Origin of the sequence: Yersinia nurmii, assembly GCF_001112925.1 — a bacterium.
GTDB classification, from domain to species: Bacteria; Pseudomonadota; Gammaproteobacteria; order Enterobacterales; family Enterobacteriaceae; genus Yersinia; species Yersinia nurmii.
This window is the reverse complement of the sequence record NZ_CPYD01000001.1, coordinates 480,525-505,501: the sequence shown is the minus strand read 5'-3', so window position 1 is coordinate 505,501 and position 24,977 is coordinate 480,525. Positions and strand designations below refer to the sequence as shown.

Sequence of the window (24,977 nt, the reverse complement as noted above, 5' to 3'; positions counted from 1 at the left end):
CAGTATATCGAGTTTACTTAAACTGACGAGACTTTTCTCATTTTCTGGAGATGCCAATATGGCAGATCGCATTCACTGGACAGTAGGGCAAGCCCAGGCCCTGTTTGATAAACCGTTGTTAGAGTTATTGTTTGAAGCTCAACAAATTCATCGTCAGCATTTTGATCCGCGTCAGATTCAGGTCAGCACTTTGTTGTCGATTAAAACCGGTGCCTGTCCGGAGGACTGTAAATATTGCCCGCAAAGCTCCCGTTATAAAACCGGCCTGGAAAGCGAGCGTTTAATGCAGGTTGAGCAAGTATTGGAATCGGCAAAGAAAGCCAAAGCCGCCGGTTCAACACGCTTTTGTATGGGCGCGGCGTGGAAAAATCCCCATCAGAGGGACATGCCGTATCTTGAGCAAATGGTGCAGGGCGTGAAGGCGATGGGAATGGAAACCTGTATGACCTTAGGAACGCTGGATAAAAGTCAGGCACACCGTCTGGCGGATGCGGGGCTGGATTACTACAACCACAATCTGGATACCTCGCCGGAGTTTTACGGCAACATCATCACTACCCGTAGCTATCAGGAACGTTTGGATACGCTGGGGGAAGTACGTGAAGCGGGGATTAAAGTCTGTTCCGGCGGCATTGTCGGCCTTGGTGAGAGCATTAAAGATCGTGCCGGATTATTGGTGCAGTTGGCAAACTTACCTAAGCCGCCGGAAAGCGTGCCGATCAATATGCTGGTGAAGGTCAAAGGCACGCCGATGGAAAATAACGAAGACGTGGATGCTTTTGATTTTATTCGCACTATTGCCGTTGCACGTATCATGATGCCGACCTCTTACGTGCGCCTGTCCGCAGGTCGTGAACAAATGAGCGAGCAAACCCAGGCGATGTGCTTTATGGCAGGAGCCAACTCGATTTTCTACGGTTGCAAGCTGTTAACAACGCCCAATCCGGATGAAGACAAAGACTTACAGCTATTTCGCAAACTGGGCTTGAATCCTCAGCAAACGGGCACGGAGCACGGCGATCGTCAGCAACAGCAGGAGCTGACTGACCGCATCAAATACAGCGATACGCCACAGTTTTATAACGCGGCGGTCTGATGAGTTGGCAGCATAAGATCAATCAAGGCTTGCAGCAGCGGTTGGCGCAGGCCGCCTACCGCCGACGTCAGGTCAATCAGGGTTCCACTGGGCGCTTTCTGCAGGTGGAGAATCACTCATATCTGAATTTTTCCGGGAATGATTATCTGGGATTAAGTCAGGATACGACGGTGATTGCCGCTTGGCAGCAGGGCGCCGCTCGCTACGGTGTCGGTAGTGGTGGTTCTGGGCATGTCACAGGTTACACGCAGGCGCACGCCGATCTGGAGCAACAACTGGCCGATTGGCTGGGATATTCTCGCGCGCTGTTATTTATTTCCGGTTATGCCGCTAATCAGGCGCTGCTGGCGGCTTTAACCGCCGCGGACGATCGGGTATTAGCCGATCGCCTTAGCCACGCCTCCTTACTGGAAGCCGCGGTGAGTTCACCGGCTCAGCTTCGTCGCTTTCAGCATAATCAGCCCGAATCCCTGCAAAATCTGCTGGATAAATCATGCTCCGGCCAAACATTGGTGGTGACCGAAGGGGTATTTAGTATGGATGGCGACAGTGCGCCGCTGGCGGATTTGTACCAGCGCGCGTCGGCGGCGGGTGCCTGGCTATTGGTAGATGACGCCCATGGCATTGGTGTCAGAGGCGATGAAGGACGCGGCAGTTGCTGGCAGCAAGGGGTAAAACCTGAGTTGCTGGTCGTGACTTTTGGTAAAGCTTTTGGGCTGAGCGGTGCCGCCGTGTTGTGCTCGCAGCCGGTCGCCGAGTATTTGCTGCAATTTGCCCGCCATCTGATTTACAGCACTTCCATGCCGCCAGCGCAGGCTTATGCCTTGCAGACGGCGCTAAAACGTATTCAGCATGGTGATGATTTACGCCAGCGTCTACAACAGAATCTAGGGCAGTTCCGTCAGGGAGCGGCCAGCTTGCCATTGCAGTTAACCGCGTCAGATACCGCCATTCAGCCGCTGATTGTCGGCGATAATCAGCAGGCTCTCTCCTTGGCGCAGCGATTGCGGGATGAAGGGCTGTGGGTGACCGCCATTCGTCCACCGACCGTTCCTCCCGGCGGCGCTCGCCTGCGTATTACTTTGACCGCCGCTCATCAACCGGCTGATATCGAAAGATTACTGGAGGTGCTACATGCCACTTGCCATTGATACCGTGAATAAACAGGCAATAGCCAGCGCCTTTAGCCGTGCGGCAGGTAGCTACGATGGTGCGGCCGCTTTACAGCGCGAAACCGGTGAAATTTTGCTGGGATTGGGTCAAGGACACTCTGGTGCTAAGGTGCTGGACGCGGGCTGTGGCACCGGTTATTTCAGTCGTCGCTGGCGAGATATGGGCAAAAAAGTGGCCGCATTAGATCTGGCGCCTGGCATGCTGGCGTTTGCCAGACAGCAGCAGGCCGCCGATGAATACTTGTTAGGCGACATTGAACATATTCCTCTGTCGAATGAGTCGGTGGATATTTGTTTCAGCAATCTGGCGGTGCAATGGTGCGGCCATTTGCGCGTCGCCTTAAACGAGCTGTATCGGGTCACTCAGCCCGGCGGCATCATTTTATTTTCGACTTTGGCCGCGGGTTCTCTTGATGAATTAGGGCAAGCTTGGCAGCAGGTTGATGGTCAGCGCCATGTGAATGAATTTCTGCCGTTGGAGGATATAACGGCTGCCTGTGGTGGTTTTCGTTATCAAATAACGCAACGCATGCATCACCAGTATTTTAACGATCTTATCGAGCTAATGCGCTCCTTGCAGGGGATTGGTGCCACTCATTTGCATCAGGGGCGAGATAATGGGTTGACCGGGCGACGTCGACTGGCGGCGCTACAAGCGGCTTATCCTCACCAAAATGGTCTTTATCCGCTGAGTTACCAATTGGTTTATGGAGTAATTTATCGTGATTAAACGCTGGTTTGTAACCGGAACTGATACTGATGTAGGGAAAACGCTGGCTAGTTGCGCACTGTTACAGGCCGCCAATATTCAAGGTTATCGCACCGCTGGCTATAAGCCAGTGGCTTCCGGTAGCGAAATGACCGCCGAAGGGCTACGCAACAGTGATGCCCTTGCTTTACAGGCCAACAGTAACCAACCTCTAAGTTATCAACAGGTGAATCCGCTGACTTTTCTGGAGCCAACCTCACCGCATATTGTGAGCGCGGAAGAAGGGCGTCCTATCGATTTTCCCATTTTATCCAGAGGCTTGCGAGAGCTGGAACAGCGGGCTGATTGGGTGCTGGTGGAGGGGGCCGGCGGCTGGTTTACTCCATTGTCTGAGCAATTTACTTTCGCCGATTGGGTGATGCAGGAGAAATTACCCGTCATTCTGGTGGTTGGCGTGAAGCTGGGTTGCATCAATCATGCTCTGCTTACCGCTCAGGCGATTGCGTTTGCCGGGTTGCCGTTGGCAGGTTGGATAGCGAATTACGTTGTGCCTGCCGGGAAGCGGCAGGAAGAGTATTTGGCAAGCCTGACGACGATGATTGCCGCACCGTTACTCGGTGTAATTCCACATCTGCCTGAAGTGGCGGGACATCCGCTAGGTGAGTATCTGGATATTCGTCGGTTAAACTATTGAGGGCAGGTTTGATTCAGAGGGGATATTTGTAGGTTGGTCAGGTAATCGGCTGTTTTTTCTTAAAAAATCAAGAGAATGGCATCGTTCTTTCAATAACTCTGCGACCATAAATAGATTATGGAATTTAATTCACACAATCTATTTATGGTCGTTATTTGAAAGAAAATAAAACTGGTCGTGATAATGTAAATCCACTTAATAAGGCTGATTAACGCTAGATTAGTTAGTCCTATGTCATCAATTTATCTATGTTTTACCCCTGCGGCTACTCCAGTATTAAATTGATGATTAATACCATTTGGGTTTCTGACTCATTACTTATAATGTAGTTTTAGTGGTTAACATAATATCAGTCAATGTTTAATTAATATTAGGAATAATATTTAGCGTTATTTTAAAAGCCAATGCATGTCATCTGGTTTATTTCTCATCTTTTTTAATTTATACCAGAGGTAATGGCATGACCTTTCCAGAACTATTAAAACTACTTTCTACTGGAACGAATCTGGATCTTGACACTGCAGCAAAGAGCGGCGGATGCACGATTCAATTTGATAAAAACATTAATGTTACTTTTGAGAATCACGATAACAACCTATATTTATTTTCTCCGGTAATGAATATTACCTCTGTGTTGTCGGAAGATTTTTTTGCTTCACTATTACAAATTCAATTATTTGGCATTGCGACAAACCGCTGCTGGTTTGGCTATGACGCGGGTGGGCAGCGGGTGCTGTTATTCTGTTTATTCGATTTAAATAAAATGACGCCAGAAGAGGCGATTGACCGTATTGAGGTTTTGGTCGATCAGGTTCAGTACTGGCAGCAGAATTTACCGCAGATTGCCAAATTATCTGGCACCCATTCGGGAGCATATCGGGTTAATGACAGCTTTCAACGGCCGAGGTAAACATGAATAATATTTCTTTACCAAGATTCGGTATGCAGATTTTGGCTTACACGGCGCTTGATCGAAGTCATCTATTAAACAGCCTAGTGAGCCGTATTTCTGGTGGTTCGGATAAACGTGACGAGCTGGCCAAGAAAATAATTTCAGACACGGTAACCCTTGGGAAAAATGCGCTTATTTCCAATAAGACGCTTGGGAAACGTAGCGCCGAGATTGTGAATCAAGGGCGAAGCGTACTCTTTGGCAATACGCTTGATCAAGTTGATAAAGGTGTCGGCCCGTTGGTCGAGCTTATTTTACAATCTAAAGGTCAAAGCGGGTTGGCGCAAAATATCGCCTCAGGTATTGCCCAATGTCTTGGTCCGGTATTATTACAAGATCATGCGGTAGAAAGAGTGCTGGTGGCGTTAACCGAGCAGAAAGGGGGCGAAAATGTCCTCAAGTTGGCATTAGAGAATACCTTGTCTGGCTATACTGGCGGGAAAATAATTTCGGCCACGTTTATGTCGGCATTAAAACGCGCCATATTGGACAGACCAGAATATAAACCAACGTCGCCTTTACATCACATGGCGGCCTGGAAATTACACCAATCCTTAACTTCTGATCCGGCATCACTGCCGCCAGCACCGTTCGGTTTACCCACCCTAGAAGCCATCGCGGGAAGTGTCCCCAGTTTGGTCAGTACGGTTTGTAAGCAATTAGATAATATTCAGAATTTATTACAGCTCCCTCTCAGCGAAAAAGAACTATCGAGCGTATTCTCAGAATGCTGGCCAAGTGATTTGGCGGTAACAAAGGATATGACGAGCAAAAATTTCGCCAGTATCGTCATGATGGCTCACGCCACAAAACAAGACGGTATTCTTGACAAGAAAATCGCGGAATTGCCGGATGGAATACGTCAATCATTCCAGCAACAATGCAAAGAGATAAGAATATTTTTATCCAGAATACCTGATGCGGAAATCAAACTTGCCCAAAATTGGTCTGGGGGAACTGAGACTATCTCGGTCAATCATTCTAGGGAACATTCACCGCCGGCAAAATTGGTGGATTTTATGGATAACCAATTTCGTACACCGGTTCATCATCCAGAAGAAGTGGCCTCCTATTTTGCCGATGGCGCTTTCATCGACGCTTTTAAGGCCGGTATCGATCTTAAAGTGGATAATCGCCACCAAAGTTACGGTCGTTGGGCGTTGGGAATGGGGAATCAGTTATTCTCACAGCTGCAAAATATAATAGGATACGATCGACAAGAACTGACTCATGCACAAAGGGGACAGCTGGGGCAATTATCTGAAATGGTGGATAATAACCCAATGAGTTTAATGGCAATGAGCCGTTATTTGGTCCCTGAAAGTATTGTTTCGGCCGTTCAGGATCAAGTTCTCGGACAGTTTACTCGTCAGGCACCCGACCTGATTCTTGCCGATAATATCTGGATGAAAGTCGGTAAACCTAGCGTCAGCTTTGTGGTGAGTAAAGATAATGGCGTGGATATTGATATTAAATTGACCTGGCCGATTAGCCAGTTTGGTAAAACCGCAGAAACATTAGAAGCGGCGAAAGATCATCAAAGTCATATTAGCTCCCAGGTAAAAGTACATATGCTTTTCAATGAGAAAGGCGTTGAGAAGCAGGATATGAGCATTTCCGCGACCCAGATCTCGCTCAGAGATGAATTCGCGTTGGCCGCCGCAGAAGATTTGGCAGGGAATACCCCGATCACTTTCCTGAATCGTGGGGTATTAAAGCAAGCGTTCGAAACGGTTTCTCGTTGCTGAATCACGGTAATGACTAATTTATTACATAAAAGCACACCGTCTGCGTAGCTTCGGGATAAACAAATTTCATTCTCAACACCTGCGGTCATTAAATTGAATAATGCCGCAGGTGATGTACTCGCTCGAGCCTCATATCAATACTTATTTCGAATAACAGATTTATCAAACCGTTAAGTATTCGGTGATCAAATCGTCATCTAATAGCGCTAATTTTCCTTGCGCCACATTTCTCCCCTCATCAATCAAATAAAAGCGATCGGCCACTTGCTGAATGTTCGCCAACCGGTGTTCAACCAGTAACACTGTCAGGCCAATATCTTGGCATAACTGGCGAATGACACTGCCAATTTCCGCATTCAGCGCGGGCTGACCACAGCAGCCTGGTTCATCCAGGATCAGCAATTCCGGTTCGGGGACTAACGCGCGTGCTAATGCCAGCAGTTGCTGTTGGTTACGCGTTAGCTCTCCGCCGCGCTGACGGCGCTGCTGGTGTAAAAACGGAAAGAAATCATAGATCCAGTGGGGGATAACCCGATCTTTATGACGCCCAGCCAGTAGCGCGACCAGCAAATTATCCTCCACGCTCAGTTGAGAGAAGATTGGCTGTCCTTGTGGGACATAGCCAATCCCCAGTGCGGTTCGTCGCTCTACCGGTTGTTGAAGCAGGTTTTCAGCCGGTTCATCCCCAGGTTGCCAAACCATCGTGCCGCTTTCCACTGGAATATGACCCATTATGCAATTGATCAGCGTGGTTTTTCCTACGCCATTGCGGCCTATCAGGCAGGTGCATTGGCCGGGAGGTAACTCAAGATTGATATCCCATAAAATATGGGTGTGACCATAAAATTGATTGACCGATTGTAAACGTAGCATCAGAAAATCTCCTCGCTTGGCTAGGTGCGGAGGGCGAAGGCTGGCTAAGTTCTGCGAGCAACTTTTGCTGCCGCTAGGCCAATCCTCAGCATAAAAATCTCAAGATATGAAAAAACGTTTTGGCATAAAGAAGTGATAAATAACCAGTTTCAGATATTAACTTGCGGCTAACGGTGATTTTCACTGCTAAACAGCCGTTTTCGGTACTCAGTCTGGCCTATTAACACAGGAACGTGGCTCCTACTATCACGCTTCTGTTACGCCTAATCACAGTGAAATAAGCAACTCTCGAGCCAGATTGCTAACGCATAAGAAAAAAACATTATGTTAAGACAATGTAATGAAATTATTTGGCCACTTGCGTGAAATTTATCGGAAATGGCATAAATCGCCAGCGGCTGTGGGATGGCGGTTGCACCTTGGTGGTGCCACCCTGAGGGAGCATGGTGCAAAAAAGAAACAATTTTAATCGGTTGCGCGGCGGATGACTCGTGTAGGCGGCGAATAGCAAATTAGCAAGGGGGATATTTAGCACTAATTGAAATAAATGGAGAAATAAAAATGTAAAAAAATGACTAAAAAATCCTATTTGGGCCTATTTTTACCTTAACCAGCGGTTTTCCCCAGCTCGCACCACAGACGGGATTGAGTGAGTTATCCACTATTCCTGTGGATAACCTTGTGCATGAGACATAGAAAACTAGTCGCAAGCGAGAGAGGACGCGGCTTATGCTCCCGTTGTCTGGATTCTCTTCTTTTTATAAATATATATAAATTACAATAAGTTAATTAAAATCAAGACTTGAATATTTAACACTGGTGGTTATGTATGATCTTTAATCAATTTGTTTTACAGAGGTTAACAACAGCCTCTTTCTGGGGATAAATGGGGTATTGTCATGCAAATGGCAATATGGAATCGAGATAACAGGGTGTTTCGTGCCAGAACCCGCGCTCTTTTCCCTATATTTATACTTGATGCTGGTTTTATATCCAGTATCATAGCAGTGGAAAAAATCTGGGAGGCTCGCATAATTAGCTTCCTAACCGCGCGTGATTCTCCATCGGGTAGCTAATTCATGAGTAAATTATTCAAACTGCATTCTGAGTTTAAGCCTGCCGGCGATCAGCCAGAGGCGATCCGTCAACTGGAAGAAGGTCTGGAAAATGGCCTCGCGCACCAAACGCTGCTAGGGGTTACCGGCTCGGGTAAGACTTTTACCGTGGCGAATGTGATCGCCGATCTGAATCGGCCAACCATGATTTTGGCACCCAATAAGACGCTGGCGGCACAGCTGTATGGCGAAATGAAAGAATTTTTTCCGGATAATGCGGTGGAATATTTTGTTTCCTACTACGATTATTACCAGCCAGAAGCCTACGTCCCCAGTTCTGATACTTTTATCGAGAAAGATGCGTCGGTAAACGAGCATATCGAACAGATGCGGCTTTCCGCCACCAAAGCCCTGCTGGAGCGGCGCGATGTGGTGGTGGTAGCCTCGGTTTCTGCTATCTACGGTCTGGGCGATCCGGATTTGTATCTGAAAATGATGCTGCATCTGACCAAAGGAATGATTATCGATCAGCGAGCGATTTTACGTCGGCTGGCGGAGTTGCAATATGCCCGCAACGATCAGGCGTTCCAGCGCGGGACTTTCCGGGTGCGCGGAGAAGTGATTGATATTTTCCCTGCCGAGTCTGATGAATTGGCGCTGAGAGTGGAGCTGTTTGATGAGGAAGTGGAGCGTTTATCGTTGTTTGATCCCCTGACGGGCCAGCTGCATCAGGAAGTTCCACGTTTTACCGTGTATCCGAAAACGCACTATGTCACGCCGCGAGAACGCATTTTGCAAGCGATGGAAGACATTAAAGTCGAGCTAGCGCAGCGGCGTAAAGTACTACTGGAGAACAATAAACTGGTAGAAGAACAGCGTCTGACTCAGCGAACCCAATTTGATTTGGAAATGATGAATGAATTGGGATACTGCTCTGGGATCGAAAACTATTCACGTTACTTATCCGGGCGCGGAGAGGGAGAGGCGCCGCCGACACTGTTTGACTATTTGCCTGCCGACGGTTTGCTGATCGTGGATGAATCCCACGTGACTATTCCGCAAATCGGCGGTATGTACAAAGGCGACCGTTCGCGGAAAGAAACGCTGGTGGAATACGGTTTCCGTCTGCCGTCGGCTTTGGATAACCGCCCAATGCGCTTTGAAGAGTTTGAGGCGTTGGCTCCGCAAACCATCTACGTTTCGGCAACGCCGGGCAAATACGAGCTAGAGAAATCCGGCGGGGAAGTGGTTGAGCAGGTGGTGCGTCCAACCGGTCTATTGGACCCTATTATCGAAGTACGGCCAGTTGCGACACAGGTGGATGATTTGCTGTCAGAAATTCGCAAGCGGGCGGCGATTAACGAACGGGTACTGGTCACTACGCTGACTAAACGTATGGCCGAGGATTTGACCGATTATCTGGTCGAGCATGGCGAACGGGTACGTTATCTGCATTCTGATATTGATACCGTCGAGCGGGTAGAAATTATTCGTGATCTGCGCCTCGGTGAGTTTGACGTGCTGGTAGGTATAAACTTGCTGCGAGAAGGTTTGGATATGCCGGAAGTCTCGCTGGTGGCTATCTTAGATGCGGATAAAGAAGGTTTCTTGCGCTCTGAGCGCTCATTGATTCAGACCATTGGTCGGGCAGCGCGTAACCTAAACGGTAAAGCTATCCTTTACGGTGACAAAATCACTGCCTCGATGGAAAAAGCCATCGGTGAAACCGAACGTCGTCGGGCGAAACAGCAGGCACATAACGAAGCCTTGGGCATAGTGCCACAGGGCCTGAATAAGAAAGTCGGTGATATATTGCAATTGGGTCAGCCGTCTCTACGTGGCAAAGGCAGAGGTAAAGGCGGCAAGGCGGCGGCAGAAAATGCGGCCAGCTATGATGCGCTGACACCGAAGGCGTTGGACCGCAAAATTAGCGAGCTGGAAGCGCAAATGTATGTTCATGCACAGAACCTTGAGTTTGAGCAGGCGGCTGAATTGCGAGATCAGGTACATAAATTGCGGCAGCAGTTTATAGCTATTTCATGATGGCGGGTTGTTAAGAAAGTAAGCCGTTAGAGGCGGATGTGATAAATCGGGATTTTCTGCTTGTCGCATCCGTCATTCCTGATTAATGTGTGCGGCTGATAAATTCGTCACCTAATAACACGTGAGATATATAATGAGCGACCACTTGTCGAAAGATCCTCTCCACGGAATTACGCTGGAGCAATTATTGACCAAGCTGGTGGAGCATTATGGTTGGGAAGAACTGGCTTATCGCATTCGCATTAACTGTTTTATCAGCGATCCCAGCATTAAATCCAGTTTGAAGTTTTTACGTCGAACCCCTTGGGCGCGTACCAAAGTTGAAGAACTGTACATTCATATGACGCAAAAACCGGTGTGGATGAAAGACGCTAACTGAGCGTTTTTTATTCGGTTTACTTTAGCCCTTCAGGCTCGCGAAAGCGGGCCTGATTTGTTTTATGCTATAAGCGTCTGGCTTTATATATTATCTGAACCTATGAAATGGCTTTCATAATTATGCAATGACGTATCTTTATTTCACTGTTTATCTATTAGTTTTATTAACAGATAAAGGTTTTGCTTTTTTATTGTTTTTGTTTGTTTCATGTTAATAATTTATCCTCTTTAGATATTTTGAATATATAAGAAGATGCAAAAAATAAAAATAGTGTTTAACTACGGTATATAGGCATGTTTTCTGTGGTGAATTATTTATTCTTGACCGTTAATTACTTTGCCGATATTGTCTTTGGAAATTAATATATTATATCCTTAAATTAAATAATGGCTTTGGTCGTTGTTTTTGTTTTTATTATTTAGTGACGCTGTGGGTTTATCCTTTATTTTATATTGCAGTTATGGACGGTTCAGATGAATGGAATCTATAAACCCCATTTATTACTTTCTTTTTTTATTTTAACGCCAGCCACAGCATTACAGGCTAAACCTGTTGAAGATGAACACCAGTCTTACATGGAGGTTACTGGCCAAGCGGTTTCGCCTGAAAGCATGCTGCGCAGTTCTTATCAGCAGGAACAGGGCAAGTTGACCAGAATTGCCGGAGGAACAAATCTGATTACGCCTGGGGATGAGGGGCGTCTGGGGACTTTGCAGGACGCACTGGATTATCAGCCGGGCTTGGTGATACAGAATTTTTTTGGCGGGGTCGATCAACCGCGGTTGAATATTCGCGGCTCTGGCGTGCAAAGTGCGCCTTTGTCACGGGGTGTCACTTTATTACAGGATGGGCTACCGTTAAATGATGCCGACGGTGGTTTTCATATTAGCCTGTTGGAGCCTCGCGAAAGTAAAATTATCAGTGCGCGGCGAGGAGCAAATGCCACCCATCCGGTGAGCAACGCACTCGGCGGCGAGATTGATTTTATGTCTTATACCGGAGCCGACGAAAACGGGCGGGCACGCTACGAATACGGTAGCTTTGGTCGTCAGGGATGGCAGGGCGCGCTGGGCGGTAGCGAAGGCAATCTGGATGGACGCATTAGCGTGAGTGGCGATCGTTTTAGCGGTTATCGGCAGCATTCGTTTTCACGGCGTAATGCGGTCAGAGCCAATATTGGCTATGAAGGTGAGAATTTTGCTAGTCGAACCTGGTTTAGCTGGACCGATCTTGCGTTTGATGTGGCGGGTTCTTTATCCCAAGAGAAGGTACAGGCCGATCCGCGTTCGGTTTTTCCAATGGTATGGACGCGCGATCCTCACCGTAATGTCGAGCAGGCTCGAATCGCCAATCGCCTTAGCTGGCGGGGAGAGAATTGGAAAAATGAACTGGGCATTTGGGCACAGCATACTCACGATAACTTCGTGACGCCGATGGTCTACGTGCTCAGCGCTAGTAACACTTACGGCGCGCAGTGGCGAACCGAGCTACAGCGGGGGGCTTGGGATTATCGCCTCGGGGCCTCGGCAGAACGTTCTGATATGGAAAGAGATTTACGGCAAAATCGGCGCGGAACGCCCGATAATTTCAAGCTGCTCGGTGCGTACACCATGTTGGCAGAAAATCAGAATCTGGCTTTTGGTGCCGGCTGGCAGATAACAGAACAATTACGCGTTGATACTGATTTAAAAGGTACGCATTCCGTTCGTAATGCAAAATCCCGCGATAAGCGCAATGGGCTGGATCAGGATTGGTATTTTCTCTCACCTAAACTGGGTGCAGTTTGGTCGCCCAGCAGCGATCTGCGTTGGTTTACCAGTTTGAACTGGAGCCATGAAGCGCCGAGTTTTCGTGAGATTATCTCCAACAAAGGAGAGCTGACCGCGCTACGCCCACAAAAAGCCGTGACGTGGGAAGTGGGAGGTGAAGGTGCGTTAACCCGCAGCCTAAAGTGGGACGTGACGCTATATCGCAGCTTGATTGACGATGAGCTGATTACCACTTATGACAGCGAAGGTAACTCGATTGGCACTTTTAACTACGCGGATAAAACCCGCCATCAAGGGGCAGAGGTTGGACTGAAAGGGCATATTCCGATCAGTGATAACAGTATTGAATATCGTTTGGCATGGACTTATAACGATTTTCGTTTCCGCGGCGGAGAATATAGCGGAAAGAGAATTGGCGGTATTCCGAAGCAAATTATTGCCGCAGAGGTTTTATATAAATGGAATAATTGGAGTTTTGGGCCAAATCTGCATTGGTTGCCGGAAATAACGCCGATTGATCATCTTAATCGCACGGATATACAGGCTCGCGATAAATATGCGGTATGGGGAATGAAAGTCGATTATCGCCATCCTGACGGCTGGTCTGCTTATCTCAGTATGGATAATTTGACCGATAAACGTTATGCCACAGCCTCGGCAACGGAGCGAGAAGTCACCTCGAAAAAGAGTAATACATTATTCCCTGGCATGGGGAGATCAATTAATGGCGGACTTACCTATAGTTTCTAATGATAGACAGCTGATTACGCCCATTTTTTATTTACGTCATTAAGATTTTTAGGGCATAGCGTCGGTACTATCTCGCCCTTACTTTTTATTTTAAAGGCTTATCTTAAAAATGTGCATTCTAAAATTCGCGATTATTAAATAATGCATCGGATGCTGAGATGAATATAAAATTGCAGTTATACAGTTTTTTCATTCTAGTCGGATTTTTATGGTTTCCGACAATTTGTTTATCTAAAAGTAATAGTTTTATTGATATGAACCAACGTGCGGTTAGTTTACCTGAACCGGTCAAACGTGCGGTGGTTATTCCTATACCGGCGGCGTCATTGCTAGTCAGCCTTGACCGTAGCACCCAGCGTCTGGCCGGTATTCATCCTTTTGCCAAAGTTGCTGCGCAGGAAGGGATGCTGAGCCGCATGTTTCCTGAAATCGATCTTTTACCCAGTGATACCGTTGGGCCGGGTTTTACTCCCAATATTGAAACCTTACTGGCCGCGCAGCCTGATTTAGTCTGGCAATGGGGGCATTTAGGCGATGATATTGTCACGCCTATTGAGCAGGCGGGGCTAAAAGTGGCGTTGATTTTGTATCCGTATCACGACGATAGCCGGATGCAGCAGTGGATAACGCTGATGGGACGCTCCATTGGTCAGAATGAAAGGGCGCAGCAAATGATAGCTTGGCGTCAGAGAACGTTGACCGAAGTGGCACTAAAAGCGGCGCAAATTCCGCAGCAACAAAAAGTCAGAGTGCTTTATCTGTCGCGCTTTCTTTCGGAAATACACACTATCGGTAAAACCTCCCACACTAACAGCGATATTCAGCGCGCAGGTGGGATGAGTATTACTGCGGATTTTGGCGGCGCTCGCACCATTAATCTTGAACAAATCATGGTGTGGAATCCAGACGTTATTTTATTGGGTAACTTTGAGTCAGGGCTTCTCCCTCGGCATGTTTATCAAAGCCCCGCCTTAGCGGAAGTGGCTGCGGTGAAAAATAAGCGCGTCTATAAAATTCCTATCGGCGGTTTTATCTGGGATGCACCTAATCAGGAAACTCCACTGTATTGGCAGTGGCTTTCCATGGTGTTCTATCCCGATAAGATTAACTGGCCGCTGCGTTCGGAAATTGTTCGCCAGTATGATTTTCTCTATAGCTATCAGCCTACGGATAAGGAGTTGGACAGCATTCTGCAAATGGACGCCAATAACGCAACGAAAGAATATAGCCAACGGTTCAAGGACAGAAAATGAAGATTGCCAGCCATAGATGTGTAAGAAATCAAGGCTTCTGGATAATCACTCTGAGTTTATTGCTGGCCATTATGTTGCTTGCATTGTGCTCTGGACGTTACCCGTTATCTGCCGGGAAAGTCCTCGCTATTCTGGCATCATCCTTTATTCCAACAGAAAGTTTGGCGGCGTTTGTTCAATGGACACCTATTGAGCAACGAGTGGTGGAGTTTATCCGTTTGCCAAGAATGCTAATTGCGTTGCTGACCGGCGCGGGTTTGTCGGTTGCCGGAGCCGCGCTTCAGGGGATATTTCGTAACCCGTTGGTAGGGCCGCAAATTATCGGCGTATCCTCCGGCGCGGCTTTAGGTGGCGTATTAGGAATAGTTTTATTTTCCTCACTGATAATGATTTCAAGCCTGGCTTTCATTGGCGGCTTTTTAGCTATTTTACTGGTTTATTTTCTTAGCCGTAGCGGCGGAGCCTCCAGTATTTTGATGCTGATTCTGGCCGGTGTGGTGATTAGCGCTTTTTTCGCCGCGTTAATTTCTTTAGTAACCTATTTTGCCGATCCGAATAATACCTTGCCGGCGATTGTTTTCTGGTTGATGGGAAGCTTTGCCACCGTGACATACCACAAGCTAGCCTTGGCGACGTTACCGGTACTTTGCGGTTTAGCGCTGCTGTATGCTCTGCGATTCCGTATTAATGTGCTATCGCTGGGGGATGAAAATGCCGCTGCGCTGGGTGTGCCGGTTGAAAAAGTGCGTTGGCTAGTGTTGATTTGTGTCTCGCTGATTACTTCTGCCACCGTTGCAGTGGCTGGCACTATTGGTTGGGTCGGATTAGTTGTACCGCACATTGCCAGAATGCTGGCTGGTCCAGATCATCGCCAGTTGCTACCTGCCTCCGCAATCATTGGCGCAATCTATATGATTGCGATCGATACGCTTTCCCGTAGCGTGAGTAGTGCAGAAATTCCCTTAGGTATCATTACCGCCTTGGTAGGCGCGCCGGTGTTTGTCTGGCTGCTGCGGCAAACTCAGCAGAAAGGATGGACTCATGATTAATATTGAACGGTTGACGTTAATCCGAGGAGAAAAAACGCTGTTTGAACGACTGTCCCTCCAGATAGAGAAGGGCAGCGTAACCGCTATTTTGGGTGCAAATGGACGAGGGAAAACTACGCTTTTACGCCTGATAATGGGCGCGATCAAGCCCACTTCGGGCCTGGTTTCCGTTGCCGCGAATATTGGCTATGTCCCGCAGCAGGAAAATGCGGTTTTTCCTTATAGTGTCAGCACTATGGTGATGCTGGGGCGAGTGCGACACATGGGCTGGTTTACCACGCCAAACCGGCGCGATAGCGAAGTGACTCAGCGGTGTCTGGATTGCTTCGGGCTATCGCCGTTGGCGGATAAACCGGTGAATCAACTAAGCGGAGGCGAGCGGCAGTTGGTGAGTATCGCTCGTGCGTTGGCCAGCGAGCCTGAGATTCTGATTCTGGATGAGCCTGCTTCGGCGCTGGATCTGTCCAATCAGGATAAAGTGCTCAGCGGGCTGCGGGATTTATCCGCCCGTTTGGGGATGACGGTGGTGTTTACTACCCATTCTCCGCTACACGCGCTGCATATTGCCGATCGGGTTTTGCTGCTTTATCCGCAGGCTGACGGGCAAGACCCGAAGGCTACAGAGCAAACGAAGGGAGTCGCTTTTGGCCCAACGCGGCAGGTGGTAACGGATAAGAATCTGACGCAGCTTTATCAGTTGCCGATACATGTAGATAAGTTGGATTTTGAGGGGAAGGCTCGGGATATATTAATGCCGTTGTTTAACTGATCCAGCGTGTTTCGTCGGACATAAGCCCGGTAAATACCGGGCTTCAGAGGTTTAACCGAGTTTTTGCAGCGTTTGCTCCAATGCCTGACGCAGTAGTTCTCGATCGTGGCGATAAGGAATATCCTTAGCTTCCAGCGGCTGCTGAGTCACGATGCGATCTTGCACTCCGCTAGTGTCAACCGTTGGGCTAACCACAACCGCATCAATCATTTTACGGCCGATTTTGCTTTCCATCATCGCCAGCTTGTCCTGTAACGTCAGAGCGGCGGCGGCCACGCTGAGTTCCTTACCAAGATTACCAATGTAAATCATGCTGGCGGAGCTACGGCGCAACGCCTGAGTTAAATCATCCAACAACAACAACGGCATCAGGCTGGTTAAAAAGCTACCAGGGCCGATCAAAATCAAATCGGCCTGACTAATGGCTTCAATGGCTTCTCGCGTAGCGCTAACGTGGGGAGACAGCGTCATTTCCTGTGGCATATGGGTCAATTGGTCAATATTGACCTCGCCGTAAACCGGGTGCCCTTCGTGATCCAACGCCTGTAAATCCACCGGATGCTCGGACATCGGAATCAGCCAGGCATCCACTTTTAGCAGGCTGCGCAGCAGATTGATGGCTTCCATCGGCCTGACGCTCAAGTGATCCAGTGCCTTTAACATCAGGTTTCCGAGATTATGACCGGATAATTCACCATTACCGCTAAAACGGTACTCAAACATGGCCGAGGCAACGCTGGGTTCCGTAATCAACTGGTTCAGGCAATTTCGGGTATCACCCCAGGCGATACCGCCTTCAGAGCGGCGAATTCGACCCGTAGAACCACCGTTATCGGTGGTAGTGACGATACCTGTCAGGCGCGAACCTAATGGAGAAAGGGCTGACATAACCCGGCCTAAACCGTGACCACCACCGAGTGCAACGACTCGATCCAGATCGGCTAATGTGCGATTTCGCATAAGTTTCCTATCGTTTGCCCAAACCCGGTTTATTTATCAACCAAAGGCATAAAAATTTGCCATAAGTTAACGGATTTATGGCAAAAACGCGATAAAAGCCGCAGTTTCCGTGATATCGGACAAGAATTTATCCCGCGAATGATTTAGCCTTCAATCCTCGTTTTATGGTCTGCTAAGTCGTTGTATATAAAAATATATAGCGTAAAGACCCGATTGGCTATCCCGGCGTTTTAGCGCTAGAATCCTTAGGAAAACCACGGTTTCTCCTGACGGTCTTTGGGCCGTCGCTGAAATCAAACTCCTAGCCTCTGTGTCTACGTTGCTCACGCAATATGATGCTCTGGCCGTGGCATTGAGCCACCAGGGTGCGAGGTAGAAATGCCTGCATCTCCCGTATTTGGAAAGGTGTTATGGTACCGCAACTGACTGACGCTTTTGCGCGCAAGTTCTATTACCTGCGCCTATCGATTACTGACGTGTGCAATTTTCGTTGCACCTACTGTTTGCCCGATGGTTATCAACCCAATGGGGTGAAAAGCTTTCTGACGCTGGATGAAATTCGGCGCGTCAGCCGTGCTTTTGCCGAATTGGGGACGGAAAAAATCCGTCTGACCGGCGGTGAACCTTCCATGCGACGCGATTTTACCGACATCATTGCTGCTATTCGCGAAAATCCGGCGATCCGCACGCTGGCGGTGACTACCAATGGTTATCGTCTGGCTCGCGACGTAGCGGAGTGGCGCAATGCAGGGCTGAGCGCTATCAACATTAGTGTCGATAGTCTCGATCCGCGCCAATTTCATGCGATTACCGGGCAGGATAAATTTCATCAAGTCATGCAGGGTATTGATAAAGCCTTTGAAGTTGGTTTTGAGAAAGTCAAAATCAACGCGGTATTGATGCGTGATGTCAACGATCGCAGCCTGAAAGCCTTTCTGGACTGGATCAAACCGCGCCCGATTCAACTGCGTTTTATCGAACTGATGGAAACCGGTGAAGGGAGCGAACTGTTCCGTCAACACCATGTTTCCGGCGGCGTGATTCGCCAGCAGCTACTGGCGCAAGGCTGGGTACAGCAAGAGCGGGCACGTAGTGACGGCCCGGCGCAGGTTTTTCGTCACCCGGAATATCAGGGTGAGGTCGGCTTGATTATGCCGTATGAAAAAGATTTCTGTGCCAGCTGTAACCGCCTGCGCGTATCGGCCATCGGGAATCTCCATTTATGTTTGTTCGGCGAGCAGGGGATTCCTCTGCGGGATTTATTATCCGGCGATCTGCAACAGGACGAACTGAAAGAACGCATTCAACGTGCGCTGCAAACCAAAAAACAGACTCATTTTCTGCATCAAGGCAACAGCGGTATCACGCAGAATCTCTCTTTTATTGGCGGTTAACGCGTTGGCGCATTGCGCTATATCAGGAGTATTTATGACCCAATTAACTCATATTAACGCCGCCGGTGAAGCCCATATGGTGGATGTTTCTGCCAAAGCCGAAACCGTGCGTGAAGCCCGCGCTGAAGCGTTTGTAGAAATGCAGGCCACGACGCTGGCGATGATCATTGATGGTAGCCACCATAAAGGTGATGTGTTCGCCACGGCGCGTATTGCCGGTATTCAGGCGGCGAAGCGAACCTGGGAATTGATTCCCCTGTGTCATCCATTGATGCTGAGTAAGGTGGAAGTCAATCTGCAGGCTCAGCCAGAGCACAATCGGGTCCGAATCGAGTCTTGCTGTCGTTTGACTGGTAAAACCGGCGTAGAAATGGAAGCGCTGACGGCCGCTTCGGTCGCCGCATTAACCATTTACGATATGTGTAAAGCGGTGCAAAAAGACATGATTATCGGCCCTGTGCGTCTGCTGGCGAAAAGCGGCGGGAAATCTGGTGATTTCGAGGTAACGGCATGATTCAAATTCTCTTTTTTGCGCAGGTGCGAGAGTTGCTCGGCATCGAGCGTTTACAGCTGGCGGCGGAATATCCTACGGTGGAGGCGTTGCGCCAGGCTTTGTGTCAGCGTGGCGATCGCTGGCAGCTGGCTTTGGATGCAGGAAAATTACTCACGGCGGTGAATCAATCGCTGGTCAGCCGGGATCATCCGCTGTCAGCCGGAGATGAGGTGGCCTTCTTCCCGCCGGTGACCGGAGGCTGATGATGAAAAATACTCGCATTCGCGTCGGCGCCGAGCCATTTCACGTCGGTGATGAATATCAGTGGCTGGCTCAGTGTGACGAAGACGGTGCCGTCGTGACTTTCACCGGTAAAGTGCGTAACCATAATTTGGGCGATAATGTTAGCGCGTTGACGCTAGAGCACTATCCGGGGATGACGGAAAAAGCGTTGGGAGACATTATCGCCGAAGCCCGTGAGCGCTGGCCGTTGCAGCGAGTTTCGGTGATTCACCGAGTGGGACCGCTGTATCCTGGCGAGGAAATTGTGTTTGTTGGTGTGACCAGTGCTCACCGTGGTATGGCCTTTGAATCAGCTGAATTCATCATGGATTACCTGAAGACTCGCGCACCTTTCTGGAAGCGCGAAGCGACTCCAGCGGGTGAGCGCTGGGTCGAATCTCGCGATACGGACCATGAAGCGGCCAAACGCTGGTAAACTCATGTAAAGAATGCCCTAAAATGCCTATTTTAACTCCCAGGGTGTTGGCTGTTTTGTGGTAATCTTAGAGTCAGGTGGGCCGTCAAGGATGGCCTGTATCATTGTTCATATGCAGAAGGTAACTACCATGGATCGCTATCCACGCTCTAATGGTTCGATTGTCGAACGTGCTAACACAGGCATTCAGGCATATATGGCGCAGGTATACGGCTGGATGACCTGTGGTCTGTTATTAACCGCCTTTGTGGCCTGGTATGCGGCGAATACGCCGGCTATCCTCAACTTTGTTTTCTCTAGCCAGATTACGTTCTTTGGCTTGATCATTGCTCAGCTTGGTCTGGTATTTGTTATTTCCGGTATGGTTAACCGCCTGAGCGGCGCCATGGCCACCAGCCTGTTTATGCTGTATTCAGCGCTAACCGGTTTAACGCTTTCCAGCATTTTGATTATGTATACCGGCGCTTCTATTGCGAGCACATTTATTATTTGTGCCGGGATGTTTGGTGCCATGAGCATTTTCGGTTACACCACAAAACGTGATTTAAGCGGCATGGGCAGCATGCTGTTTATGGGTCTGATCGGTATCGTGTTGGCCTCACTGGTTAACATCTGGCTGAAAAGCGATGCGTTGATGTGGGCTGTGACTTACATCGGTGTTGTGGTGTTCGTTGGCTTAACCGCTTACGACACGCAGAAATTGAAAAATATGGGCGCTCAGTTGGATGCTAACGATAAAGATGGTTTCCGTAAATATGCCATCGTTGGTGCGTTGACCCTGTATCTTGATTTCATCAACCTGTTCCTGATGTTACTGCGTATTTTCGGCAACCGTCGTTAATTAGGGTGATGGAAGGCAGCGTCAAGACCCGTTATACGTAACGCTGTGATTGAAAGACAAAAAGGCCACCTTTTGAGGTGGCCTTTCTTTTACCTATAATTTGAATGACAATCACGGCGGCAATATTTGTTCTGATGATTAATGTTATCTATAAAATAGTAAATCAGAATAGCTCCACTCGTTTTCACACTCATTTCAATAGCCACATCTTGCCCATCAGGCAATTTTACGTCTGAACATCCCGTAGGCGGCGCTACCCGTCGTCGCGGTAATCACCAATAATGGCCACAGGCTGTGCCAGATAATATCGAAGCTGGCATCCTTCAGGTAAATTTGTTTGGTGATATCAGTAAAATGGCGAATAGGATTAATCCAGGTGATGTTTTGTAGCCACACAGGCATATTTTCCACCGGCGATACATAGCCGGAAAGCAGTATGGCGGGCATCATAAACACGAATACCCCGATAAATGCCTGCTGTTGAGTTGAGCACAGCGACGAGATCAACAGACCAAACCCGACCAGCGACAGCCCGTAAATCAGCATGGTGCCGTAGAATAGCGCCAGCGAACCGGCAAAGGGGATTTGATAGAAGAAGATGCCGATAAATAGCACAATTGAGGCCTGAAAAGTCGCGACAATCAGCGCTGGCACCGCTTTACCGATAAATATCTGCCAGGTGGTAAGCGGCGATACCAACAGCTGATCTAGCGTTCCCTGTTCCCGCTCACGTGCAACCGATAGCGAAGTCACTATCAGTACGCCGATGGTGGTAATCATCGCAATCAATGAAGGAACCACAAACCATTTATAATCCAGATTCGGGTTATACCAATTTCGTACTACCAATTCGCTGTTATTCGGTTTTATCTGTCCCTGTGTCAGCTCTTCCTGATAATTTTGAATAATTTGCTGAATATAATTGGCCGCTATCTGGGCACTGTTGGAGTTACGCCCGTCCAGAATTAACTGCAATGGCGTGGTGTGTCCGTTGGCTAAATCTGCGCTGAACTGCTCGGGAAAACGGATCAGTAGTAGCGCGCGCTGGTTATCAATCGTTGGCCGGATTTCCTGCGGGCTATGGAGTAGCAAAACGTTAGAGAATGCCTTGGCCTTGGCGAAACGCTGTGTCAGTTCAATCGATGCTTTCCCGCTGTCTTCGCTATAAATTGCGATGGTAGCATTCGTCACTTCCAGCGTGGCGGCATAGGGGAACAGTACCACCTGTAAAATAACCGGCAGAATCAATATTGCCCGGGTTTGCGGCTCCCGTAGCAGAGACTGTAATTCTTTGATAATCAAAGTATAAAGACGATGAAACATCATAGCTCCTTGCTCAGTCCAGCCGGCGTTGGGTTTTCCACGCCGTTAGGCCGATAAACACAATGGCCGAAGCGATCAGGAATAACAGGTTAATCCACAGCACTGTGCCGATATTTCCGGCTAAAAACAGGGTTTGTAGGCTGCTGACGAAATAACGAGCGGGGATGATATAAGTCACGGCTCGTACTACCGCAGGCATACTGTCGATCTCAAAAATAAAACCGGACAACATAATTGACGGCAGAAATGCCGCATTCAGCGCCACCATCGCGGCGTTAAACTGATTGCGAGTTACGGTAGAAATCAGCAGCCCCATGCCTAAAGTGCTGGCTAGAAACAGACTGGTCATGACAAATAAAATCCACAGAGAGCCGCGATAAGGCACGCCGAGGATAAATACCGAGACCGCCATACACAGCACCATGGCGATCATACCGAGAAAGTAGTAAGGAATAAGCTTGGAAAGCAATAGCTCGCTGCGCGTAACCTGCGTGGAAAGTAGGGCTTCCATGGTTCCGCGCTCCCATTCGCGGGCAATCACTAGCGAGGTCAAAATAGCCCCGATTACCGTCATAATAATGGTAATCGCACCGGGAATAATAAAGTGCCGGCTAATTGCCGCTGGGTTAAACCAATAGCGTAACTGTACTTCAATCAGCGGCTCGTTGGTTTGCCCCAGATTTTGCGACTGTTGTTGCTGCCAGATTTGCCAGATCCCCTGCGCATACCCCTGCACAAAGTTGGCCGTATTAGGTTCGCTACCGTCGGTAATCACCTGAATTGGAGACGTATCTAATGGACGATCCAGCCGTTGGGCAAAATCATTGGGAATAACGATCAGTCCGCGAATTTTCCCCGCTTGCATTGCCTGAATCAGCGCCTGACGGTTATCGCTGATTTGGGCGGCAATGTAAGGCGAGCCAGTAAAGGCGTTGGCCAGATCTTGTGCCGGTTTGCTTTGCTGCTCCATTAAAATGCCTACATGCAGTTTGCTGGAATCCAGATTGATACCGTAACCGAATATAAACAGCAGCATTATCGGGATGACAAAAGCGATCAGGCCGCTACTGGGATCGCGTAAAATTTGTCGAGTCTCTTTGCGGCACAACGCTCGTAGGCGTCGCCAGGAAAAACCGGTGTCCTGATAGGTTTCGCTGTTATCTACCGGAGCGGCAGTGTGCTCAGACATGTCTCTGCTCCTTATCGTAGTTTTGTACTAACTCGATAAATGCCTGTTCCATTGAAGGATTAGGGTTATCGTCGCTGGCGACCTGCTGTTTCAGCTCATCGGGCGTTCCGGCGGCGATGATTTTCCCACGATAAACCAGACCGATACGATCGCAATATTCTGCTTCATCCATAAAGTGCGTGGTGACCATGACGGTGACGCCTTTATCAACCATCCCATTGATATGTAGCCAGAATTCACGGCGAGTCAAAGGGTCGACCCCGGACGTGGGTTCGTCCAGAAATAGAATGTCTGGCTCATGCATCAGTGCGCAAGCCAGTGCCAAACGCTGTTTAAACCCTAGCGGCAGAGAATCCGGCGTTTGATTGATAATCGGCGTAAAATTAAAGGCTTCGGTCATATCGCGGATTTTATCCCGCTGTACCTTACCTTGCAGGCCATAAACACCGGAGAAAAACTTCAGATTCTGCGCTACCGTCAGGTTGCCATACAGCGAGAATTTTTGTGCCATATAGCCCAAATGCTGGCGTGCCTTGCCTGAACTGGTTTTCAAATCCATACCCAGAACCAGCGCTTTACCTTCGCTGGGAACCAATAGGCCACACATCATTTTAAATGTTGTAGATTTCCCCGCCCCGTTAGGGCCGAGCAACCCAAAGATCTCACCGCGTTTGACTTGAAAATCAACGTGGTCGGTTGCGGCAAAATCGCCAAATTTTTTCGTCAGTCCCTGAGCTTCAATCACGGTTTCAGCATGAACGCCGCTGACCGTCGGCATAATTTTCGCTAAAGCGGATTCACTTTCTGGGCCACCGCCGAGCAGATCGATAAAAGCATCTTCAAAGCGCGGTTCGGCCTCTTGAATCTCAGTGGTTGGCTGGTTTAACTGCTGCAATAGCTGTTGGCGATCGGCATCGGGTTTGAGAATCAAACGGACATATTTACCCTGAATCACTCCGTCGCTGACTAGCGGTAGCGTCAATGCACGCTGTAGCAGTTTTCGGTTGGTGCCGTTTTGCGCCGACAGCAGAATAGTGCGACCGCTCATGCGTAGGGTAAGATCCTGAGGCGCACCGCTGTAGAGCAATTTACCTTCGTTAAGCAGCAGCACCTCGCGGCACTGTTCGGCTTCATCCAGATAGGAGGTACTCCATAGAATCAGCATGCCGTCACTGGCCAGTTCGTGCACCATACGCCAGAGCTCTCGTCGGGAAATGGGATCAACCCCCACGCCCGGTTCATCCAGCAGTAAAACCTGAGGTTGGCCGACCAAAGTGCAGGCTAAGCCGAGTTTTTGTTTCATCCCGCCGGACAGTTTCCCGGCTAATCGGCCCGTAAAGCGTGTCAGATCGGTAAAGCTGAGCAGACGCTCGAAAGTCTGACGTCGCTGCTCACCGGTGACACCGCGCAGGTCGGCGTACAGCGTCAGATTCTCCATTACCGTCAAATCTTCGTATAACCCGAATTTTTGCGGCATATAACCAAGAATGGAATGCAACTGGCGATCGTTTTTAATTGGGTCTAGACCTACCACTGAAAGCTGGCCGCTGCTGGGTTTTAACAGCCCGGCGAGCATTCTCAGCAGTGTGGTTTTCCCTGCGCCATCCGGGCCAACCAGCCCGGTAACTGCACCGCTGCGTATTTCCGTGGTTAAACTGGCGACGGCCGGATGATCCAGTCCGGGGAAGGTTTTCGCTACCCCATCCAGAGTAATCAAATGCTGTACTTCAGTCATGACAATGCCTCTC

At 48.8% G+C, this 24,977-nt stretch carries 22 protein-coding genes and 1 riboswitch; of the genes, 17 read left to right on the top strand and 5 right to left on the bottom strand.

From position 1 onward, the window contains the following. Positions 1-58: 58 nt before the first annotated feature. The 6 genes from bioB to AD970_RS02200 all read left to right on the top strand — a co-directional run bounded on the left by bioB (position 59) and on the right by AD970_RS02200 (position 6,371). On the top strand, positions 59-1,096 hold the full coding sequence (bioB, locus tag AD970_RS02225) for a biotin synthase BioB (RefSeq protein WP_049596694.1): 1,038 nt from the start codon (positions 59-61) through the stop codon (positions 1,094-1,096). Then, positions 1,096-2,247, top strand: coding sequence for an 8-amino-7-oxononanoate synthase (gene bioF / locus AD970_RS02220; protein ID WP_049596693.1), 1,152 nt, complete (start codon positions 1,096-1,098; stop codon positions 2,245-2,247). Before bioB ends, bioF begins: the two co-directional genes overlap by 1 nt. After that, positions 2,231-2,998, top strand: a complete 768-nt coding sequence (gene bioC / locus AD970_RS02215) for a malonyl-ACP O-methyltransferase BioC (protein WP_049596692.1) — start codon at positions 2,231-2,233, stop codon at positions 2,996-2,998. The genes bioF and bioC overlap by 17 nt, the downstream gene beginning before the upstream one ends. Continuing rightward, on the top strand, positions 2,991-3,671 hold the full coding sequence (gene bioD / locus AD970_RS02210; protein ID WP_049596691.1) for a dethiobiotin synthase: 681 nt from the start codon (positions 2,991-2,993) through the stop codon (positions 3,669-3,671). The genes bioC and bioD overlap by 8 nt, the downstream gene beginning before the upstream one ends. Before the next feature lie 460 nt (positions 3,672-4,131). Next, positions 4,132-4,581, top strand: coding sequence for a type III secretion system chaperone (locus tag AD970_RS02205; protein WP_049596690.1), 450 nt, complete (start codon positions 4,132-4,134; stop codon positions 4,579-4,581). Positions 4,582-4,583: 2 nt separating this feature from the next. Then, entirely contained in the window at positions 4,584-6,371 is a 1,788-nt protein-coding gene (locus AD970_RS02200) for a hypothetical protein (RefSeq protein WP_049596689.1), read from the top strand. A 162-nt stretch (positions 6,372-6,533) separates the two neighbouring features. Here the strand turns inward: AD970_RS02200 and AD970_RS02195 are convergent, their stop codons facing one another. Beyond that, positions 6,534-7,244, bottom strand: a complete 711-nt coding sequence (locus AD970_RS02195) for an ABC transporter ATP-binding protein (protein ID WP_049596688.1) — start codon at positions 7,242-7,244, stop codon at positions 6,534-6,536. 1,079 nt (positions 7,245-8,323) lie between these two features. Here AD970_RS02195 and uvrB point away from each other — a divergent pair. From uvrB to AD970_RS02165, 6 genes are all read left to right on the top strand, one after another. Further along, complete coding sequence (uvrB, locus tag AD970_RS02190; RefSeq protein WP_049596687.1) at positions 8,324-10,342, top strand: excinuclease ABC subunit UvrB; 2,019 nt, start codon at positions 8,324-8,326, stop codon at positions 10,340-10,342. A gap of 133 nt (positions 10,343-10,475) precedes the next feature. Then, positions 10,476-10,721: a VF530 family protein gene (locus AD970_RS02185; RefSeq protein WP_049596686.1), complete on the top strand. Its 246-nt coding sequence runs from the start codon at positions 10,476-10,478 to the stop codon at positions 10,719-10,721. A 473-nt stretch (positions 10,722-11,194) separates the two neighbouring features. Continuing rightward, positions 11,195-13,240 carry a TonB-dependent receptor family protein gene (locus tag AD970_RS02180; protein WP_049596685.1) on the top strand — a complete coding sequence of 682 codons (2,046 nt, stop codon included), beginning with the start codon at positions 11,195-11,197 and terminating at the stop codon, positions 13,238-13,240. Between the two features lie 254 nt (positions 13,241-13,494). Then, complete coding sequence (locus AD970_RS02175; protein ID WP_157045419.1) at positions 13,495-14,493, top strand: ABC transporter substrate-binding protein; 999 nt, start codon at positions 13,495-13,497, stop codon at positions 14,491-14,493. Next, positions 14,490-15,542, top strand: a complete 1,053-nt coding sequence (locus tag AD970_RS02170; protein WP_049596683.1) for a FecCD family ABC transporter permease — start codon at positions 14,490-14,492, stop codon at positions 15,540-15,542. Before AD970_RS02175 ends, AD970_RS02170 begins: the two co-directional genes overlap by 4 nt. Beyond that, the gene (locus AD970_RS02165; RefSeq protein ID WP_049596682.1) at positions 15,535-16,311 is read left to right on the top strand and encodes an ABC transporter ATP-binding protein; all 777 of its coding nucleotides are present in this window, start codon (positions 15,535-15,537) and stop codon (positions 16,309-16,311) included. Before AD970_RS02170 ends, AD970_RS02165 begins: the two co-directional genes overlap by 8 nt. A 51-nt stretch (positions 16,312-16,362) precedes the next feature. Here AD970_RS02165 and yvcK read toward each other — a convergent pair whose 3' ends face one another. Beyond that, positions 16,363-17,271, bottom strand: coding sequence for a uridine diphosphate-N-acetylglucosamine-binding protein YvcK (gene yvcK, locus AD970_RS02160; RefSeq protein ID WP_049596681.1), 909 nt, complete (start codon positions 17,269-17,271; stop codon positions 16,363-16,365). Between the two features lie 286 nt (positions 17,272-17,557). Next, positions 17,558-17,695: riboswitch (molybdenum cofactor riboswitch) on the top strand. On the opposite strand from yvcK, the gene moaA reads away from it, so the two are divergent. From moaA to AD970_RS02135, 5 genes are all read left to right on the top strand, one after another. Continuing rightward, positions 17,682-18,665: a GTP 3',8-cyclase MoaA gene (moaA, locus tag AD970_RS02155; protein WP_049596680.1), complete on the top strand. Its 984-nt coding sequence runs from the start codon at positions 17,682-17,684 to the stop codon at positions 18,663-18,665. It overlaps the preceding riboswitch by 14 nt. A gap of 34 nt (positions 18,666-18,699) precedes the next feature. Next, entirely contained in the window at positions 18,700-19,179 is a 480-nt protein-coding gene (gene moaC / locus AD970_RS02150) for a cyclic pyranopterin monophosphate synthase MoaC (protein WP_049596679.1), read from the top strand. After that, positions 19,176-19,421 carry a molybdopterin synthase sulfur carrier subunit gene (moaD, locus tag AD970_RS02145; protein ID WP_049596678.1) on the top strand — a complete coding sequence of 82 codons (246 nt, stop codon included), beginning with the start codon at positions 19,176-19,178 and terminating at the stop codon, positions 19,419-19,421. Before moaC ends, moaD begins: the two co-directional genes overlap by 4 nt. Next, entirely contained in the window at positions 19,421-19,876 is a 456-nt protein-coding gene (gene moaE, locus AD970_RS02140; protein WP_072080583.1) for a molybdopterin synthase catalytic subunit MoaE, read from the top strand. The genes moaD and moaE overlap by 1 nt, the downstream gene beginning before the upstream one ends. A 130-nt stretch (positions 19,877-20,006) precedes the next feature. Next, positions 20,007-20,717 carry a Bax inhibitor-1/YccA family protein gene (locus tag AD970_RS02135; protein ID WP_049596839.1) on the top strand — a complete coding sequence of 237 codons (711 nt, stop codon included), beginning with the start codon at positions 20,007-20,009 and terminating at the stop codon, positions 20,715-20,717. Between the two features lie 216 nt (positions 20,718-20,933). On the opposite strand, the gene AD970_RS02130 is transcribed toward AD970_RS02135, so the two are convergent. The 3 genes from AD970_RS02130 to AD970_RS02120 are packed head-to-tail and all read right to left on the bottom strand — an operon-like array spanning position 20,934 to position 24,964. Next, positions 20,934-22,040, bottom strand: a complete 1,107-nt coding sequence (locus AD970_RS02130; RefSeq protein ID WP_049596676.1) for an ABC transporter permease — start codon at positions 22,038-22,040, stop codon at positions 20,934-20,936. A gap of 13 nt (positions 22,041-22,053) precedes the next feature. Next, positions 22,054-23,229 (bottom strand): ABC transporter permease, encoded by a 1,176-nt coding sequence (locus AD970_RS02125; protein ID WP_049596675.1) that lies wholly within the window; start codon positions 23,227-23,229, stop codon positions 22,054-22,056. Next, a complete protein-coding gene (locus tag AD970_RS02120) occupies positions 23,222-24,964 on the bottom strand; it encodes an ATP-binding cassette domain-containing protein (protein WP_049596674.1) in 1,743 nt (580 codons plus the stop codon). The genes AD970_RS02125 and AD970_RS02120 overlap by 8 nt, the downstream gene beginning before the upstream one ends. Between the last annotated feature and the right edge of the window lie 13 nt (positions 24,965-24,977).

Excerpts from the sequence above, each read along its gene's own strand:
- bioB (WP_049596694.1), top strand. The coding sequence starts at position 59 with ATGGCAGATCGCATTCACTGGACAGTAGGGCAAGCCCAGGCCCTGTTT.
- bioF (WP_049596693.1), top strand. The coding sequence starts at position 1,096 with ATGAGTTGGCAGCATAAGATCAATCAAGGCTTGCAGCAGCGGTTGGCG.
- bioC (WP_049596692.1), top strand. The coding sequence starts at position 2,231 with ATGCCACTTGCCATTGATACCGTGAATAAACAGGCAATAGCCAGCGCC.
- AD970_RS02205 (WP_049596690.1), top strand. The coding sequence starts at position 4,132 with ATGACCTTTCCAGAACTATTAAAACTACTTTCTACTGGAACGAATCTG.
- AD970_RS02200 (WP_049596689.1), top strand. The coding sequence starts at position 4,584 with ATGAATAATATTTCTTTACCAAGATTCGGTATGCAGATTTTGGCTTAC.
- AD970_RS02195 (WP_049596688.1), bottom strand. The coding sequence starts at position 7,244 with ATGCTACGTTTACAATCGGTCAATCAATTTTATGGTCACACCCATATT.
- uvrB (WP_049596687.1), top strand. The coding sequence starts at position 8,324 with ATGAGTAAATTATTCAAACTGCATTCTGAGTTTAAGCCTGCCGGCGAT.
- AD970_RS02185 (WP_049596686.1), top strand. The coding sequence starts at position 10,476 with ATGAGCGACCACTTGTCGAAAGATCCTCTCCACGGAATTACGCTGGAG.
- AD970_RS02180 (WP_049596685.1), top strand. The coding sequence starts at position 11,195 with ATGAATGGAATCTATAAACCCCATTTATTACTTTCTTTTTTTATTTTA.
- AD970_RS02175 (WP_157045419.1), top strand. The coding sequence starts at position 13,495 with ATGAACCAACGTGCGGTTAGTTTACCTGAACCGGTCAAACGTGCGGTG.
- AD970_RS02170 (WP_049596683.1), top strand. The coding sequence starts at position 14,490 with ATGAAGATTGCCAGCCATAGATGTGTAAGAAATCAAGGCTTCTGGATA.
- AD970_RS02165 (WP_049596682.1), top strand. The coding sequence starts at position 15,535 with ATGATTAATATTGAACGGTTGACGTTAATCCGAGGAGAAAAAACGCTG.
- yvcK (WP_049596681.1), bottom strand. The coding sequence starts at position 17,271 with ATGCGAAATCGCACATTAGCCGATCTGGATCGAGTCGTTGCACTCGGT.
- moaA (WP_049596680.1), top strand. The coding sequence starts at position 17,682 with ATGGTACCGCAACTGACTGACGCTTTTGCGCGCAAGTTCTATTACCTG.
- moaC (WP_049596679.1), top strand. The coding sequence starts at position 18,700 with ATGACCCAATTAACTCATATTAACGCCGCCGGTGAAGCCCATATGGTG.
- moaD (WP_049596678.1), top strand. The coding sequence starts at position 19,176 with ATGATTCAAATTCTCTTTTTTGCGCAGGTGCGAGAGTTGCTCGGCATC.
- moaE (WP_072080583.1), top strand. The coding sequence starts at position 19,421 with ATGATGAAAAATACTCGCATTCGCGTCGGCGCCGAGCCATTTCACGTC.
- AD970_RS02135 (WP_049596839.1), top strand. The coding sequence starts at position 20,007 with ATGGATCGCTATCCACGCTCTAATGGTTCGATTGTCGAACGTGCTAAC.
- AD970_RS02130 (WP_049596676.1), bottom strand. The coding sequence starts at position 22,040 with ATGTTTCATCGTCTTTATACTTTGATTATCAAAGAATTACAGTCTCTG.
- AD970_RS02125 (WP_049596675.1), bottom strand. The coding sequence starts at position 23,229 with ATGTCTGAGCACACTGCCGCTCCGGTAGATAACAGCGAAACCTATCAG.
- AD970_RS02120 (WP_049596674.1), bottom strand. The coding sequence starts at position 24,964 with ATGACTGAAGTACAGCATTTGATTACTCTGGATGGGGTAGCGAAAACC.